General features: G+C 73.8%; 14 protein-coding genes. 7 read left to right on the forward strand and 7 right to left on the reverse strand.

Annotation, left to right across the window (positions count from 1 at the left end; translation table 11 throughout):
- Positions 1 to 58: 58 nt before the first annotated feature.
- Together secA and BUE29_RS05170 are read right to left on the reverse strand one after the other, a co-directional pair.
- The gene (secA, locus tag BUE29_RS05165) at positions 59 to 2,962 is read right to left on the reverse strand and encodes a preprotein translocase subunit SecA (RefSeq protein WP_073386603.1); all 2,904 of its coding nucleotides are present in this window, start codon (positions 2,960 to 2,962) and stop codon (positions 59 to 61) included.
- Positions 2,963 to 3,030: 68 nt separating this feature from the next.
- On the reverse strand, positions 3,031 to 4,194 hold the full coding sequence (locus BUE29_RS05170) for a calcium:cation antiporter (RefSeq protein ID WP_073386605.1): 1,164 nt from the start codon (positions 4,192 to 4,194) through the stop codon (positions 3,031 to 3,033).
- Positions 4,195 to 4,235: 41 nt separating this feature from the next.
- On the opposite strand from BUE29_RS05170, the gene BUE29_RS05175 reads away from it, so the two are divergent.
- Positions 4,236 to 5,366 (forward strand): GNAT family N-acetyltransferase, encoded by a 1,131-nt coding sequence (locus tag BUE29_RS05175; RefSeq protein WP_084180699.1) that lies wholly within the window; start codon positions 4,236 to 4,238, stop codon positions 5,364 to 5,366.
- Between the two features lie 28 nt (positions 5,367 to 5,394).
- Here BUE29_RS05175 and hpf read toward each other — a convergent pair whose 3' ends face one another.
- The 5 genes from hpf to mtrA all read right to left on the reverse strand — a co-directional run bounded on the left by hpf (position 5,395) and on the right by mtrA (position 11,147).
- Positions 5,395 to 6,081 (reverse strand): ribosome hibernation-promoting factor, HPF/YfiA family, encoded by a 687-nt coding sequence (gene hpf / locus BUE29_RS05180; protein ID WP_073386606.1) that lies wholly within the window; start codon positions 6,079 to 6,081, stop codon positions 5,395 to 5,397.
- A 127-nt stretch (positions 6,082 to 6,208) separates the two neighbouring features.
- The gene (locus BUE29_RS05185) at positions 6,209 to 6,865 is read right to left on the reverse strand and encodes a ComF family protein (RefSeq protein ID WP_073386607.1); all 657 of its coding nucleotides are present in this window, start codon (positions 6,863 to 6,865) and stop codon (positions 6,209 to 6,211) included.
- Positions 6,866 to 6,969: 104 nt separating this feature from the next.
- Positions 6,970 to 8,763, reverse strand: coding sequence for an LpqB family beta-propeller domain-containing protein (locus BUE29_RS05190; RefSeq protein WP_143167983.1), 1,794 nt, complete (start codon positions 8,761 to 8,763; stop codon positions 6,970 to 6,972).
- Entirely contained in the window at positions 8,760 to 10,454 is a 1,695-nt protein-coding gene (gene mtrB, locus BUE29_RS05195; protein ID WP_073386609.1) for an MtrAB system histidine kinase MtrB, read from the reverse strand. The genes BUE29_RS05190 and mtrB overlap by 4 nt, the downstream gene beginning before the upstream one ends.
- A 3-nt stretch (positions 10,455 to 10,457) precedes the next feature.
- Positions 10,458 to 11,147, reverse strand: a complete 690-nt coding sequence (gene mtrA / locus BUE29_RS05200) for an MtrAB system response regulator MtrA (protein WP_073386611.1) — start codon at positions 11,145 to 11,147, stop codon at positions 10,458 to 10,460.
- 85 nt (positions 11,148 to 11,232) lie between these two features.
- On the opposite strand from mtrA, the gene BUE29_RS22355 reads away from it, so the two are divergent.
- The 6 genes from BUE29_RS22355 to BUE29_RS05230 form a co-directional block, all read left to right on the forward strand.
- Positions 11,233 to 12,120 carry a hypothetical protein gene (locus BUE29_RS22355; RefSeq protein ID WP_073386613.1) on the forward strand — a complete coding sequence of 296 codons (888 nt, stop codon included), beginning with the start codon at positions 11,233 to 11,235 and terminating at the stop codon, positions 12,118 to 12,120.
- Entirely contained in the window at positions 12,117 to 12,779 is a 663-nt protein-coding gene (locus tag BUE29_RS05210) for a DUF4129 domain-containing protein (protein ID WP_143167984.1), read from the forward strand. Before BUE29_RS22355 ends, BUE29_RS05210 begins: the two co-directional genes overlap by 4 nt.
- On the forward strand, positions 12,776 to 13,993 hold the full coding sequence (locus BUE29_RS05215; protein ID WP_143167985.1) for a DUF4350 domain-containing protein: 1,218 nt from the start codon (positions 12,776 to 12,778) through the stop codon (positions 13,991 to 13,993). Before BUE29_RS05210 ends, BUE29_RS05215 begins: the two co-directional genes overlap by 4 nt.
- Complete coding sequence (locus tag BUE29_RS05220; RefSeq protein ID WP_073386615.1) at positions 13,990 to 14,973, forward strand: AAA family ATPase; 984 nt, start codon at positions 13,990 to 13,992, stop codon at positions 14,971 to 14,973. Before BUE29_RS05215 ends, BUE29_RS05220 begins: the two co-directional genes overlap by 4 nt.
- A 28-nt stretch (positions 14,974 to 15,001) precedes the next feature.
- Entirely contained in the window at positions 15,002 to 16,285 is a 1,284-nt protein-coding gene (locus BUE29_RS05225; protein WP_073386617.1) for a DUF58 domain-containing protein, read from the forward strand.
- A 54-nt stretch (positions 16,286 to 16,339) separates the two neighbouring features.
- The coding region (locus BUE29_RS05230; RefSeq protein WP_143167986.1) for a DUF222 domain-containing protein at positions 16,340 to 17,043 on the forward strand (704 nt) is incomplete at its 3' end.

Below are 17,043 nucleotides of genomic sequence, written 5' to 3' on the forward strand. Positions count from 1 at the left end.
GGTGGCCCGGCCCGACCGTCACGGCCGGGACCGGCCGGCTGATCGGTCGGTCGGCGGGTCAGCGCTTGCGACGGTTGCGGTTGCCGCCCTTGTTGCCGCGGCTGCCGCGGTTGGGATTGCTGCGGGCCTGCTGCCGCTTGGCCGTGGCCGAGGTGCCACCCTTCGGGCTGTCGTCGGCCTCGGTGGTGACGGCGGGGGCGTCCGAACCGAGGTCGGGCGCGCTGTAGGTCAACGGCTGCTTGCCCTGGTTGCGGTCAAGCCCCTTGGCGCGAACCTTCGGCGAGGCGCCGTTGGCGGCCTCGGCCGCACTCCCGGCGGCGTCGTGCTCGTCCTGCGCGGCCTTGAGCATGGAGACGTCGAGCTGCGGCTCGGCCGCGGCGGCCTCGTCGGCCTGCTCGTCGGCCTCGGCGATCGCGGCCTGCTGCGCCGGCGTGCGGGCGGGCTCGACCGCGGTGGTCTCGCCGGCCTCGTCGACCTCGACGTCGAGGTTGAACAGGAAGCCGACGGACTCCTCCTTCACCGCGTCCATCATCGCGGCGAACATGTCGTAGCCCTCGCGCTTGTACTCGACGAGCGGGTCGCGCTGGGCCATCGCGCGCAGCCCGATGCCCTCCTGCAGGTAGTCCATCTCGTAGAGGTGCTCGCGCCACTTGCGGTCGAGCACCGACATCAGCACGCGTCGCTCCAGCTCGCGGGCGACCTCGGTGCCGAGCTCCTCCTCGCGCTGGTCGTAGGCGGCCTGCGCGTCGGCGACGAGCTCCTCGACGAGGTAGTCGCGGGTGAGGTCGGACTTCTCGCCGCCGGCCTGCTCGATCGCCTCCTCCTGCGTGAGGCCGATCGGGTAGAGCGTCTTCAGCGCCGTCCACAGCTGGTCGAGGTCCCACTCCTCGGGGTAGCCCGACGCGGTGGCGCCGTTGACGTACCCGGTGACGACCTCGTCGATCATCGGCCGGATCTGGTCGGAGAGATCGGCGCCCTCGAGCACCTGCAGCCGCTCGTCGTAGACGACGCTGCGCTGCTTGTTCATGACCTCGTCGTACTTGAGGACGTTCTTGCGGATCTCGAAGTTCTGCTGCTCCATCTGCGTCTGCGCGGACTGGATCGCCTTCGAGACCATCTTGGCCTCGATCGGGACGTCCTCGGGCAGGCGCAGCATGTTCATCATCGCCGCGACGCGCTCGCCGTTGAAGCGCACCATGAGGTCGTCGCCGAGGGAGAGGTAGAACCGCGACTCGCCCGGGTCGCCCTGCCGGCCGGAGCGGCCGCGCAGCTGGTTGTCGATGCGGCGCGACTCGTGACGCTCGGTGCCGAGCACGTACAGGCCGCCGAGCTCGACGACCTCCTCGTGCTCCTTGTCGGTCTCGGCCGTCGCGTTCTCGAGCGTCTCGGTCCAGGCGGCCTCGTACTCCTCGGGCGTCTCGTCGGGCGTGAGGCCCTTCTCGCGCAGGGCGACGTCGGCGGCGAACTCGGGGTTGCCGCCGAGCTGGATGTCGGTGCCGCGGCCGGCCATGTTGGTCGCGATGGTGACGGCGCCCTTGCGCCCGGCGTTGGCGATGATGGCGGCCTCGCGCGCGTGCTGCTTGGCGTTCAGCACCTCGTGCGGGATGCCCTTGCGCAGCAGCAGCGAGGCCAGCCGCTCGGACTTCGACACGCTCGCGGTACCGACCAGCACCGGCTGGCCCGCCTCGTGTCGCTCGGCGATGTCGTCGATGACGGCCGCGAACTTCGCGTCCTCGGTCTTGTAGATGTAGTCGGTCGCGTCGTCGCGGACCATCGGCTTGTTGGTCGGGATGGGGACGACGCCGAGCTTGTAGGTCTGATGCAGCTCCGCGGCCTCGGTCTGCGCCGTGCCGGTCATGCCGGAGAGCTTGTTGTACAGGCGGAAGTAGTTCTGCAGGGTAATCGTCGCGAGGGTCTGGTTCTCCTGCTGGATCTGCACGCCCTCCTTGGCCTCGATGGCCTGGTGCATCCCCTCGTTGTAGCGCCGGCCCTGCAGCACGCGGCCGGTGAACTCGTCGACGATCATGACCTCGCCGTCGTTGACGATGTAGTCACGATCGCGCTTGAACAGCTCCTTGGCCTTCAGCGAGTTGTTGAGGTAACCCACGAGCGGCGTGTTGGCGGCCTCGTAGAGGTTGTCGATGCCGAGCTGGTCCTCGACGAAGGCGACGCCGTCCTCGGTGACCGCGACGGTGCGCTTGCCCTCTTCGACCTCGTAGTGCTCGTCCTTCTTCATCCGCGGCGCGATGCGCGCGAACTCCAGGTACCAGCGCTGGTTCTCCTCGGCCGGGCCGCTGATGATCAGCGGGGTGCGGGCCTCGTCGATGAGGATGGAGTCGGCCTCGTCGACGATCGCGAAGTTGTGACCGCGTTGCACGAGGTCCTCGAGCGACCACGCCATGTTGTCGCGCAGGTAGTCGAAGCCGAACTCGTTGTTGGTGCCGTAGGTGATGTCGGCGAGGTAGGCCGCGCGGCGCTGGTCCGACGGCATGTCGTTGGTGATCTTGCCGACGGTGAGGCCGAGGAAGCGGTGGACGCGACCCATCCAGTCGGCGTCGCGGGTCGCCAGGTAGTCGTTGGTGGTCACCTGGTGCACGCCGAGACCGGACAGCGCGTTCAGGTACGACGGCAGCGTCGAGACCAGCGTCTTGCCCTCACCGGTCTTCATCTCGGCGATGTTGCCGAGGTGCAGGGCCGCGCCACCCATCAGCTGCACCTTGTAGTGGAACTGCCCCAGGGTGCGCCGCGCGGCCTCGCGGACGACGGCGAAGGCCTCCGGCAGCAGGTCGTCGAGCGTCTCGTCGTCGGCGAGGCGTTCCTTGAAGGTGTCGGTCAGCGCGCGCAATTCGGCGTCGCTGAGGTCGACGTAGTCCTCCTCGAGCGTCTCGATGTGATCGGCGATCGAGGACAGACGACGGACCTGCTTGCCCTCGCCCGCGCGCAGAATTCGGCTCAGCACCACCCGGCCATGGTACGGGCCGTGGGACCGAGGTCACCCGCGGTCGTCGCCGGGGGCCGCACGGCCGCCGGTCAGGGCCGGATCGACAGGAAGACGAAGGCGGCGAGCAGGGCCAGGTGCAGCCCACCCTGCAGCGGCTTGGCCCGGCCTGGGACGACGGTCAGCGTGCCGACCGCGACCGAGACGACGAGCAGCACGATCTGGGTCGGCTCGAGGCCGAGCGCGAGCGGACCGTCGAGCCAGATCGAGGCGACGGCGATGGTCGGGATGGTCAGCCCGATGGACGCCATCGCCGAGCCGTAGCCGAGGTTCAGGCTGACCTGGACGCGTTCGCGCAGGGCGTTGCGGGTGGCGGCGATGCTCTCGGGCAGCAGCACGAGCAGCGCGATCACCACGCCCACGAAGGCCTGCGGGAAGCCGACGGCGTCCACCGCGTCCTCGATCGAGGGCGAGGCGACCTTGGCCAGGCCGACGACGCCGACGAGGGCGACGACCAGCAGCCCCAGGCTGGCCAGGGTCTGCCGGCCCGTCGGCGGGTCGGCGTGTTCCTCGCCCTGCTCGCCCTGCTCGCCCTGCTCGTCCCCGGTCCCGTCCGCGTCGTGGTCGCGGGTGCCGGTGCGGGTGCGGCCGTCACGGTCGACGGGCAGGAAGAAGTCGCGGTGCCGGACGGTCTGGGTGAACACGAACAGCACGTAGAGGGCCAGCGAGGCGACGGCGGCGAAGGCGAGCTGGGCCCCGGAGAACTCCGCCCCGTCCGCGGAGGTCGTGAAGCGGGGCAGCACGAGGCACAGCGTCGCGAGCGCGGCGACGGTGGCGAGCGCCGCCCCGGTGCCCTCGGGGTTGAACACGGCCAGGTGGTGCTTGAGCGCGCTGACGAGCAGCGCCAGCCCTACGATGCCGTTCGCGCTGATCATCACCGCCGCGAACACGGTGTCTCGGGCCAGCTCGCTCGTGTCACCACCGTGGCCACCGCCGGAGACCATGAGCGTCACGATGAGCCCGACCTCGATGACGGTGACGGCGACCGCGAGCACCAGCGAGCCGAACGGCTCGCCGACCTTGTGGGCGATCACCTCGGCGTGATGGACCGCGGCCAGCACCGCCCCGATCAGCGACGCCCCCACCAGGACGAGCACGGGCACCGGCACGTGCCGGCCGAAGGTGAATGCCAGCAGCACGAGCGCGAGCACCGGCACGACCGTGGTCCAGGGCAGTCGGCGCAGGGCTGCGGTCATTGGTCGCACCCTACGGTTGCCACCTCTGCGAATCTTGAGCGGTGGACGTGCTCGCCGGACCGGCTCTCGACGACCTCACGCTGCGCGGCCCCCGGCTGCTGCTGCGGCGATGGCAGCCGACCGACGCCGCCCGCGTGCACGAGGTGATGCAGGACCGCTCGATGTTCGACTACCTCGTGCTGCCCGACCCCTACACCGCCGACGACGCGCACGAGTTCGTGACGACGATCGGCCACGAGGGGCGCGGCGACGGCTCCGGCGTCGGCTGTGCCGTGGTCGAGCGGGCCTCGGAGCGGGTGGTGGGCTCGGCGGCGCTGCGGATGTGGGGCGACCATCCCGAGATCGGGTTCTGGGTCGCCCCCGACGCGCGCGGCCGCGGGTACGCGAGCGAGGCCACCGGGGTGCTGTGCGACTTCGGCTTCGGGCTGGGGCTGCGCCGCATCGGCCTGTGTTGCGACGTCCGCAACCTCGCCTCGGCGCGGGCGGCGCTGCGCGCTGGCTTCCGCTTCGAGGGCGTGCTGCGCGACGCGGCGCCGCTCGCCGGCCGCGGGTCGGCCGACCTCGCCTGCTTCGGCCGGGTGCCGACCGACCCGGCCACGTCGGTGCCCCTCAGCTTCCCACCGTTGCCCGCCGACGGGCTGTCCGACGGGGTGGTCGCGCTGCGGGTACTGGCCCCCGGCGACGCGTGCGCCTTCGCCGAGACCGACGACGAGCTCACCGTCGCGAACGGCTTCGGCGACGCGCCACGCACCACCCACGAGTACGAGTCGGCCACCGCCCGGGCCGGCCTCGACTGGCTCGTCGGCACCCGGGCGCTCAGCGCGATCGTGGACGTGGCGACCGGCCAGCTGGCCGGCTCGCTGACCCTGCGCCACGCCGGACCGCCGCAGATCGGCGGGATCGGCTACGTGGTGCACCCGCGTTTCCGCGGCCGGGGTTACGCCACCCGCGCGTTGCGCCTGCTCGTGCCCTGGGCGTTCGAGCACGGTTTCGCCCGCATGGAGCTCGGCGCGAAGGAGGCGAACCTCGCCTCGCAGCGGGCCGCGCTCGCCGCCGGCTTCCACGCCGACGGCGTGCGGCGGCACCGGCTGCGCGGCGTCGACGGCCGGTTCCACGACGAGGTGCGCTTCGCGCAGACGAACCCGCGGCTCGACACGGCCGCGGGCTCGTAACCCGCGCGGGGCACGCCCCCGCCCCGCCTCATTCGACGAGGCGCAACAGCCCGTAGTCGTAGGCGTGCCGCCGGTAGACGACGGTGGGGCGGCCGGTCTCGGCGCACTTGAACAGGTAGAAGTCGTGACCGACGAGCTCCATCTCGAACAGCGCCTCGTCGACCGACATCGGTGTGCCGGGGTGCTCCTTCTCGCGCACCACCTGGCCCGGCCCGTCGGCGCCGTCGAGGCCGTCGACGGCCTCACCGGCTCCGTCGACACCGCCGGTTCCGTCGACATCGCCGGTTCCGTCGACGGGACCGGTGGCGCCGCCCGCTCCGTCGAGCGCCACGATCGTCTCCGGGGCGACGTCCAGCGTGTCGGCCAGCGCGGCCGTCGCCTCGGCGACCGAGGGGGGCCGGCGCCGGCCGTGGTGGACGCGCCGCCGGTCCGCGGCCTGCCGCAGCCGCCGCTCGAGCCGGTCGGCGGCGAGGTCCAGGGCGGAGTAGAAGTCCTCGGCGCAGGCCTCGCTGCGCACGACCGGGCCCCGGGTACGGCACGTGATCTCGACGTGCTGGCAGCTGCCGTTCTGCCGCGGGTTCTTCTCGTGTTGGAGTTCGACGTCGGTGCGGTGGATCTTCTGGTCGTACCGCTCCAGCTTGGCGAGCTTTTCCTCGACGTGCTGGCGATAGTGGTCAGGAACCACCACGTTGCGGCCTCGGACGACGATCTCCATGTTGCCCGCGACAGATGTCATGCGACCTCCACCATGCTCACGGTGACCGGTCGGCACGAGGTGGGTCGTCGGGGGCGTGCCGGCCGAGTGTCACCTGATCGTTTTGGTCGCTCTCACGCTAGACCGCTCACCTGGGACCTGCCAATGGTTCGGCCAGGACACGACGAGGTGTCGCCGCCACCACGGCCGCGCCGACGACGGTCCAGCCGCGGGCACGCAGCGCGCGCCCGGCCTCGCGCAACGTGGCACCGGTGGTGACGACGTCGTCGACCAGCACCGCCGGCCGGCCACGGGGCGGCCCCGCGGCCAACGAACCGCGCAGGTTGTGCTCGCGCTCGGCGACGCCGAGACCGGCCGAGTCGAGGACGGCACGGGTGGGGCGCAGCACGGCCGGCGCGACGACGAGCCCGGTGCGGCGACCGGCACGCCGGGCCAGGCGCAGCACGTGGTCGCCCCCGCGCGCGGCGGCGACCGCCGCTGCCGACGGCGGCCCGATCAGCACGGCGTCGGGCGGGGGTGCCAGCGCGCGCAGGGCCGCGGCCAGCAGCAGCGCCAGCGCCGCCGCCAGATCGCGACGCCCGCGTTCCTTGTACGCGATGACCGCGCGTCGCACCGCCGCGTCGTAGCCGGCGCCGGCGTGCAACGCGATCCCGTGGCCCGGCACGGCGAAGGCCGGCGTGCGCGGCCGGCACGCCGGGCAGAGCACGGCCGAGGGCGCGTCGCAGCCCACGCAGCGGCGGGGCAGCACGAGGTCGACGAGGTCACCGAACGCGATCGCAGCCATGCCGGCAGCCTGCCGCCCGCGGCACGTCCCCGCCCTGCCCGAGACCGCGCTGTGGACGACGGACGTGATCTCCCCGGCCGCTGTGGACGACGACCGCGGGGCGTTCACTCCTGGTATACGGGCTTGTCCCCCGGGGTCTGGTCCATCGCTCCCGGCGACCGCCAGCTGCGGCCCGACTGCTGCCACACCGTGCCGTTCGACGACACCCAGGCGAGCTGGCCCACCGCCACCGTCACGCTGTCGGGCTGGCCGGGCAGCACCGAACCGATGGTGCGGCCCGTCCAGAACGAGCCGTCGACGTTGGTCTCGAAGATGCGCGGGTCGCCGGAGGTGTTGATCCGCCCGATCGCGATCAGCTTCTGCGGTCCGATCCACGCCGCGTCGTCGATCGAGACCCCCTCCGGGCTGATCGAGGGCAGCGAGTCCACCCGCACCTGGCCGGCACCGCGCACGACGGCACCGACGAACAGTCGCCGGCTGCCGTTCGGCGACTCGATGACCATGGCGATGCGCGAGCCCTCGGGACTCAGCCGTACCGCCTCAATGCGCCCCCCGCCCGCGCCGGCGTTGATCGACACGTCCGACACGACCGCGCGGTTGCCGTCGACCTCGAGCCGTTCCAGCTTGCCGTCGACGCCGATCCACACCTCGCGCTTGGCCGTCGAGCCCGCGGCGGGTGCCGGCGCCCAGGCCGGTCGCGACAGCTCGCCGTGCACCGACGTCTCCCGGTACCCCTCGGCCTGTGTGCCGATGACGAGCCGACCGCTCCTGCCCGTTCCCGCGACGGCGGCCACGGTGTACCCGCTCGCCCCCGGGGCCTCGGTGACGGCGATCGAGCCCAGGAAGTAGGGGTCGTCGCGCAGGCGGCCGTCCAGCGGCTTGCCGGTCTGCCGCACCACGTTGCCCTGACGCAGGTAGAACACGTCGGCCGGCGGCGCGGCCGGCGCGTAGTCGCCGTACAGCTCACGGGCGGTGAAGTCCGTCTGGGTACCCGGCATCGGGACGGTGTTGCCGCCGTCGGTGAGCTGGACGGCCTCCTCCGATGTCGGCTCGGTGACGGTGGCGGCGATCTGCGCTGCGAGCTGGCGTCGGGCGCGCGCGTCGAGCTGCGCGGCGCCGGGGACGTCGACCTTGATGGGGACGTCGGCGGTGACCGCGATGCGCCGCTGGCTCGTCGTCGGGGTCGGCAGCGTGTCGTTGGTGAGGGTGCTGGACAGGTCGGGGCGGGGTCCGGTGTACAGCTGGCCCACGAGCCAGCTGTCGAGCTGGCTGCCGTTCAGCGCGCTCCACCGCTGGTCGGGCACGAGGTAGCGGTGGGCCTGGTCGAAGAAGTACAGCGCGTGCGCGCGGTAGTAGTCCTCGAACTGGTCGGTGGTCAGCAGCAGACCGGCCGGCAGCCCGACGATGCGGCTCTCGCCGTCGACCTTGGCGACGCGGTACTGGAACTGCTCGACGCTGCCGCCGTCGCCGGTTCCCTGCAGTTGCGGGACGTAGACGCCGTTCTGGTTGAGGGAGCCGACGAGCTTGCCGCGCACCGTCACGACGCCCTTCTCCTCCGTGCCGACGGAGCGGTCGGCGATGATCGTCGCGGTGGCGTCGGACCAGTCGGCCCGCTCCGACGGGGCGAGGTACTTGCGCGCGGTGCCGTGGTCGCCGGGGTCGCCGACGTTCGCGGTGAGGAAGTCCGTGACGATCTTGCGAGCGTCCGCGCCGGGGGCAGGGCCCGGCTGGACCGGCTCGTCGTTGCCGTTGCCGATGTCGATCGGCTCCACCGTCCGGGGCGCGGACGACGTGGGGACGCCGGTGCACGCGGTCGGCAGCAGCCAGCAGGCCACGAGCGCCGCGAACACCCGGCGGGCGCGCGTCGGGCGCCGCCGGTCCCGTCCGGGCGTTCTCACCGGGCACCCTCCCCGTCGTCGGCGTCGCCGAAATCCTCGTCCGGGTCCTCGTCCGGGTCCAGGGGCAGCGGCGAGTGCATGAGGGTGTGGCCCGCGCGCCGCGGCAGGGTCAGCCGGAACTGCGCCCCGCGTCCCCGCTCGCCCCACGCCTGCAGCCACCCGTCGTGCAACCGGGCGTCCTCGAGGGAGATGGCGAGGCCGAGGCCGGTGCCGCCGGTCAGCCGGCTGCGGGACGGGTCGCCACGCCAGAAGCGGTTGAACACGAGACCGGCCTCGCCCGGCCGCAGCCCGATGCCGTGGTCGCGGACGGCGATGGCGACGGCGTCCGCGTCGTAGCCGACGGTCAGCACCACCGGCTTGCCCTCTCCGTGGTCGAGCGCGTTGCCCAGCAGGTTGCGCAGGATCCGTTCGACGCGGCGCGAGTCGATGTCGACGGTGACGGGGACGTCCGGTTGCGCGACGATCATCTCGCTGCCGTGGGCCGCCGCGAGCACCTGCACGCCCTCGATCGCGGTCGCAACGACGGAGCGGACGTCGACCGGCGCCGACTCGAGATGCGCGGCCCCGGCGTCGTGCCGCGAGATCTCCAGCAGGTCGCCCAGCAGTGACTCGAAGCGGTCGAGCTCGTCGTGCATCAGCTCGGCGGCGCGGGTGAGCTCGGGCTCGAACTCGTCGCGGCTGGCGTACAGGAACTCCGAGGCCATCCGGATGGTGGTGAGCGGGGTGCGCAGCTCGTGCGAGACGTCGCTGGTGAAGCGCCGCTGGAGGCGGGAGAGATCCTCGAGCCGCCGGATCTGCCGTTGCAGGCTGTCGGCCATGTCGTTGAACGACTGACCCAGCCGCGCGATGTCGTCGCTGCCGGTGACGGCGATGCGTTTGGACAGGTCGCCCGCGGCCAGGCGACCCGCCGTCTCGCGGGCGACCCGCAGCGGCCGGACGACCTGACGGGTGACCAGCAGCGCGATGCCGAGCACGAGTACGACCAGCGCGAGACCGGCCAGCACCACGGTGCGCTGGATCAGCGCGATCGTCTGCTGCTCGGCGGTGAGCGGGAACAGGTAGTAGAGCTCGAACACACCCGACCGCGCCTGCACCGGCTCGCCGACGATCAGGCCCGCGACGAAGTCGGCCGACGTCGCGGAGGGGTGCACCGGGGCGTACTGGGTCGCGAGGTTCCCGTCGCGCACGGCGTCGCGCAACGAGTCCGGGATGCGGACCGACTCGACGTCGTCGCTGGGAACGGTCGACGACTCGATAGCGATCGTGAACAGCCCCGCCCCGGCGCTGGAGTTTACGGCGGTGACGCTCGCGTAGACCTGCTGCCGCGCGACGTCGACGTCGGCGGGCACCTGGGCGTCCACGTCGGCGAAGGCGGCGTTCGCCGTCTGCAACCCGATGCGGGCCTGGCTCACCGCGGCGTTCTGCTTCGCGGTGAGCACGCCACCGGCCACCTTGTCCACGAGGAACAGGCCGATCACGAGGACGACGAGGCCGGCCACGATGACCGTCGTCGTGCCCACCCGCAGCTGCAGCGAGCGACGCCACGTCGCCCCCGCGCGACCGGCCGCGTGGCGCACGCCGGTGCCGCTGCGGACGAGCCAGGTCCGGACCGGACGCGGGCGGGCCGTCGACGACGCGGCCGGGCGGGCCTCGTCCGCAGCGGCCGACAGCGAGAGCTCGGGATTGGCCACCGGCTACGGCGGCCCTGCCTTGTAGCCGACGCCCCGCACGGTCAGCACGACCTCCGGCCGCTCGGGGTCGCGCTCGACCTTGGCGCGCAGTCGTTGGACGTGCACGTTGACCAACCGGGTGTCGGCGGCGTGCCGGTAACCCCACACCTGCTCCAGCAGGACCTCGCGGGTGAAGACCTGCCGCGGCTTGCGGGCCAACGCGACGAGCAGGTCGAACTCGAGCGGCGTCAGGGCCATGGCGACGCCGTCGCGGCTCACCTGGTGCGCCTGGACGTCGATCTCGACCGGCGAGTCGGGCGGCCCGATGGCGAGCGTCTCGCCGACGAGCTCGTCGTGGTGACGCAACCGGGCGCGCATCCGGGCGACGAGCTCCTTGGGCTTGAACGGCTTCAGGACGTAGTCGTCGGCGCCGGACTCCAGGCCCAGCACGACGTCGACGGTGTCGGTCTTGGCGGTGAGCATGATGATCGGCGTGCCGCTCTCGGCCCGGATCGCGCGGCAGACGTCGATGCCCGACATGCCCGGCAGCATGAGATCCAGCAGCACGATGTCGGGACGGGTCTCGCGGAACGCCTTGAGCGCGAGCGAGCCGTCGGCGACGAAGGCGGGGTCGAAGCCGTCGGTGCGCAGGACGATGCCGAGCATCTCGGCGAGTGCCGAGTCGTCGTCGACGACCAGTACACGAGGTTTCACCCGCTCATAGTTCCATCCCGTGCTGAGGGTGACCGGGAGGCGGCGGCGCACCAGGCATGATGAGGGCCGATCAGGGAGGGACGACATGGTCAGCGCCGCGACGGCGGCCGACGGCCCGGCGGTGCCGCTGCGGCCGTGGGGCGTGGCCGAGCTGCTCGACTCGGCGGTGCGCGTCGTCCGGCACACACCGCGGGCGACGTTCGCGATCTCGCTGCCCTTCGCCGTCGTCCGCACGGCGTTGGTCGCGCTGATCACCTACGCCGCCACCGACGGATCGACGAGCGGGACGGGCACCACCGACACCGCGCTGACCCTCCCCGCCCTGCTCGCGCAGCTGTTCCTCGCCTCGGTGTTCGGGACGGCGCTCACCGGCCTGCTGGCACCGCTCTACACCGAGCACGTGCTGGGTCGCCGGATCGGCGCGCACGAGGCGATGCGCCGCGTCGGCCGGTCGGCGCTGCCGCTCGCGGGGCTCGTGCTCGTGGTCGCGGTGGTGCTCGAGGTGGGCACGGTCGCGCTCGCCGTCGGCGGTGTCTGGCTCTGGGGCGTCTGGGCGCTCGGGGCGCCGGCCCTCGTCATCGAGCGGCGCGGTCCCCTGCGCGCGCTCGGCCGCTCCTTCGACCTCGTTCGCGGCGGCTTCTGGCGCGTCTGGGGGGTCCGCGCGTTGCGGTGGGTGGTGACGACCGTGCTCGGCGCCTTCCTGACGCTCCCGTTCACCGCGCTCGCCGCCGTGGTCGGTGACGCCAACCCGTTCGACGCCGACGGCGGCATCGGCAACGTCGGTGCCTACGTGACGGTCGCAGCGCTCGGGGGCGTCGTCTCGCAGCTGCTGCTGGGGCCGGTCGCGGCCGCGGTCGACACGCTGCTCTACCTCGACGCCCGCATGCGGCGCGAGGGGCTCGACATCGTCATCGCGCTCGAGTCCGACGACGGGCGGCGCGACGCGGTCCCGCGGCCGGCGGCGGCGTGGTGAGAGCGTTCGCGGCCGCCCGCATGAGCGGGCTGCCGGTCGGGGGCGACGCCGCCCGCGACGCCGCGCGCCGCGAGCTCGAACGCCCGGAGTACCACCGCGACGACCGCGGCCTCGTGCAGCGCGCGCTGCACTGGCTCGGCGAGCGCCTCGGCGCGCTGTTCGGCGGCGGCACCGGCAACCACGCGATCCTGCTGCTGCTCGCCCTCGTCGCCGCGGTGGCGCTCGTCCTCGTGATCCGAGCCGGGGTGCCCGCCCGGCGTCGCGCGCGCCGCGGCGATCCGCCCGATGCCATCGACCTGCTCGCCGCCGCCGACAGCCGCGACCACCGTCGGGCGGCGCTGCAGTGCGAGCGCGAGGGGCGTCGCGCGGACGCCCTGCGCGAGTGGCTGCGCGCCGCGGTCGCCACGATCGAGGAGCGCGGGGTGCTCCCGCCCCGGCCCGGGCGCACCGGTGCCGCGACCGCCCGCGAGGCAGGGCCGGCGCTGCCGGTCGCCGCCGCCGCGCTCACGGCCGCGATGACCGCGTTCGAACAGGTGTGGTTCGGCGGCCGGCCGGCCACCGACGACGACGTCTCGCGAGCGCGGGGAGCGGCCGACGCCGTCGGCTCGGCCCGCATCGTGACGCACGACGTCCCGGCCGGGTTCGCGGCGCCGTGGTGACGGCACCGGTGACGGTCGCGGGCACGGCGCCGGAGGTCTCCGCGGACGCGCTCGTCCGGCCCGCCTGGCGACGTCTCCGGTTCTGGCCGGCGCTCGTCCTGGCGCTGCTCGTCGGGGCGGTCGCGGTCGGCACCGTCACGACGTCGCCGTCCCGACCGCTCGACCCGGACTCCCCTGCCCCGGCCGGCGGCCGGGCGCTGGCCCGGCTGTTGGCCGGCTACGACACGTCCGTCACGCGTACCACCGCGCTCGCCACCGCGCTCGCCGCGGCCCGCGGTCGGGACGGGAACGGCGCCGCCGTCCTCGTCGCCGATCCCGCCGCGTACTCCGCCCACCAGCTCACGAGGCTGGCCCGCGCGACGCGGCGCCTCGTCCTGGTCCGCCCGGACGACCGTGCGCTCGCCGCGGTGGCGCCCGGGCTGCGCACCTCGTCGACGTCGGGGCCGTCGGATTCGCCGGGGTGCCGTGCGCCCGGGCCGCTGGCCGCCGGGCCGGTGGACTGGCCCGGGGACACGCTGACCGTCCGCGGTGGCGCCGGCGTCTCCTGCTACGACGGCGCGGTGCTGCTGACGGGGACGGCGACGCGGTCGGTCGCGGTGCTGGGGAGCGCGGCGCTGCTGCACAACGAGCACCTCGCCGACGAGGGCGCGGCCGCGCTCGCCGTCGATCTCGCCACCGCCGACCGGTCGCTGCACCGGGTCGTCTGGCTGCTGCCCGGCGGCGACGCCGACGGCGCCGGCCCGGCCTCGGTGTGGGACCTGTTCCCCGGCGGCGCCTACCGGGTGTTCTGGTGGCTCGTCGGCGTCGGCGTGCTCCTTGCGCTGTGGCGCGCCCGCCGGCTCGGCGGCGTCGTCGTCGAGCCGCTGCCCGTGGTCGTCCGCTCGGTCGAGCTCGTCGAGGGCCACGGCCGGCTGTACGACCGTGCCGGTGCCCGCGACCGGGCCGCCACCGCGTTGCGTGCCGCCGCGGTCCGCCGCCTCGCCGCCCGGCTCGGGCACCACGACGCCGGATCGGTGCGCTCCGGCGCGGCCCCCGGCGACCCGGTCGCCCTCGTCGCGGCGCTCGCACCGCTCACCCGCCGTACCCCGGCCGAGGTGCACGCGCTGCTCGCCGGCCCCGTCCCCGCCGACGACGCCGCCCTCGTCCGCCTCGCGACCGGACTCGACGAGCTGGAGGCCGCCGTCGGCGGCGCACTCACGGAAGGGAACCGATGACCGAGCAGCAGCAGGCACCGGCAGCAGACCCCGACGCCGCGCACGCGGCCCTCGTCCGGCTGCGCGGCGAGGTCGGCAAGGCGGTGGTCGGGCAGGACGCCGCGGTCACCGGCGTGCTCATCGGGTTGCTGTGCCGCGGCCACGTCCTCATCGAAGGGGTGCCCGGGACGGCGAAGACCCTACTGGTCCGCGCGCTCGCCGCGGCCCTCGACCTCACCACCACGCGCATCCAGTTCACCGCGGACCTCATGCCCGGCGACGTCACCGGCTCGCTCGTCTACGACGCCGCGACGAGCCGCTTCGCGTTCCGCGAGGGGCCGGTCTTCACGAACCTGCTGCTCGCCGACGAGATCAACCGGACGCCGCCGAAGACGCAGTCCGCGCTGCTGGAGGCGATGGAGGAGCGGCAGGTGACGGTGGAGGGCACGCCGCGCCCGCTGCCCGACCCGTTCTGCGTGATCGCGACCCAGAACCCCGTCGAGTACGAGGGCACCTACCCGCTGCCCGAGGCACAGCTCGACCGCTTCCTGGTCAAGGTGATGATGCCGCTGCCGGACCGGGAGACGGAGAACCGCGTGGTGGCCGCGCACGCGGCGGGCTTCGACCCGCGCGACCTCGCCGGTGCCGGCGTGCGGCCGGTGGCGTCCGCCGCCGACCTCGCCGCCGCGGCCGCCGCGATCCGTCGCACCCACGTCGACCCCGCCGTCCTGCAGTACCTCGTCGAGCTCGCCCGCGCGACGCGCGAGGCACCGGCCGTGACGTTGGGGGCGTCGCCGCGCGGCGCGACCGCTCTGCTCGCCACTTCGCGGGCGTGGGCGTGGCTCGCCGGTCGCGACTACGTGACGCCCGACGACGTGCAGTCGCTGGTGCGTCCGACGTTCCGGCACCGACTGCAGCTGCGTCCGGAGGCCGAGATCGAGGGCGTCACGGTCGACGGTGTGCTCGAGACGGTGCTCGCGACCGTCCCCGCGCCGCGCTGAGGGGTGATGCGGCGATGGTGATGCGGCGATGGTGATCACCGGCCGGTTCGTGGCGCTGGCCGCGCTGGGTGTAGTCCTCGCGGCGGTGTCGGCGACGGCGCTGGCCGCATACGCCGGCGCACTCGTCGTCGTCGCCGTGGTGGACCTCGCGCTCGCCGGCCGGATCGCCGGCTTGCGGCTGCGGCGGGAGCCGAGCGCGCCGGTGCGGCTCGGCGAGCGGGCCACGAGCGTCCTCGTCGTCACCAACGCCGGGCGCCGGACGGTCCGGGCCCTGGTGCGCGATGCGTGGGTGCCCTCGGCCCGGCCGTCGCCGCGGTCGCAACGCCTGGTGGTGCCGTCGGGCGAACGGCGTCGGATCACCACCGGCCTCACCCCGGTGCGGCGCGGCGAGCGGCGGGCGGCGGCGGTGACGGTCCGTTCGCGGGGTCCACTGGGGCTGGCGGCGCGGCAGCGCCGGCTCGCCGTGCCCGGCACGCTGCAGGTGCTGCCGGCGTTCGCGTCGCGGCGCTTCCTGCCCGAGAAGCTGTCCCGGCTGCGGCAGCTCGACGGCGCCGTGCTCGTGCGCCAGCGCGGGCAGGGCAGCGAGTTCGACGCGCTGCGCGGTTACGTCGTCGGCGACGACGTCCGCTCGATCGACTGGCGGGCCACCGCCCGTTCCCGCGACCTCGTGGTGCGGACGTGGCGCCCGGAGCGGGATCGTCACGTCGTCCTCGCGATCGACACCGGCCGGGCCGCGGCCGCGCGGCTCGGCGACGAGCCCCGACTCGACGCCGCCCTCGACGCGTCGCTGCTGCTCGGAGCGCTCTGCGCTCGGGCGGGCGACCGGGTCGCGCTGGTCGCCGCCGACGTCGCGGTGCGCGCACGGCTCGGGCTCGCCGGCGGACGCGACCTGCTGCCGCGGCTCGTCGGCGTCCTCGCCCCGCTGGAGGCGTCGCTGGTCGAGACCGACCCGCAGCTGCTCGCCGCCGAGGTGCTGCGGCAGGTCTCGAAGCGCTCCCTGGTCGTGCTGTTCGGCTCGCTCGACACGGCCACCGACACCGGCCTCGTCCCCGCCGCCCGGTTGCTGGCCGTCCGGCACGAGGTCGTGGTCGCCTCCCCCGCCGATCCTGCGCTGGCCGCGCTCGCCGCCGGCCGCGACGACGCGGCCGCGGTCTACGGCGCTGCGGCGGCCGCCACCACCGACGCCGCCCGGTTGCGGGTCGTCGCCGAGCTGCGGGCGATCGGCGTCCACGTTGTCGACGCCCCCGCCGACGTCTTCGCCTCCCGCGTCGCCGACACGTACCTCGACCTGAAGGCCGCCGGGAAGCTCTGATTTTCACTGTCGGAAACCTTGTCCGACACGCCCCGCCAGGCTATAATCGAACACGTGAGCAGCGTTGTCGAGGACCTGGTGCCGGTCGATCTGGCGCGCTGCGACGACGATGTCCTGGTGGAGTCGTGGCGCGAGCTGGAGCGCACGCGTAACCGGCTCGCCGCCATGGAGCACCGGTTCGTGGCGGAGGCGGAGCGGCGGGGGTTGCCGTTCACCTACGGCGCGAAGAACATCGCCGCGTTCGTGCGCGGCCTGCTGCGAGTCCATCCGCGCGAGGCGGTGGCGCGGGTGCGGGCGGCGGCTGCGGCCGCGCCGATGACCACGTTGACCGGTGAGGTGGTGCCGGCGCCGTTCCCGGTGGTGGCGGCGGCGCAGGCGGCGGGCACGATCTCACCCCGGCACGCGGCGGTGATCGTGGCGGCGGTGGAGCGGCTGCCCGACGTGCTGCAGGTCGAGCACGGCGCCCGCGTCGAGGCCGAGCTGGTCGAGTACGCCGAGCAGTTCGATCCGCACCAACTCGGCACGCTCGCGCTGCGGGTGACGACGCTGCTGGATCAGGACGGCACCCTGACCGACGTCGCCTACCGCGACCGGCACCGCGACCTGACCGTCCGGCAACGCCCGGACGGGTCCGCCAGCATCACCGGTGAGGCAACCGCCGAGCTGGCCGAACGACTGCTGACCGTCCTAGACGCGCTGGCCGCGCCCAAGCTTTCTATCGACGGCACGAAGGACCCGCGCACCGCCGGTCAACGCCG

The organism is Jatrophihabitans endophyticus (assembly GCF_900129455.1).
Classification (GTDB): domain Bacteria; phylum Actinomycetota; class Actinomycetes; order Mycobacteriales; family Jatrophihabitantaceae; genus Jatrophihabitans; species Jatrophihabitans endophyticus.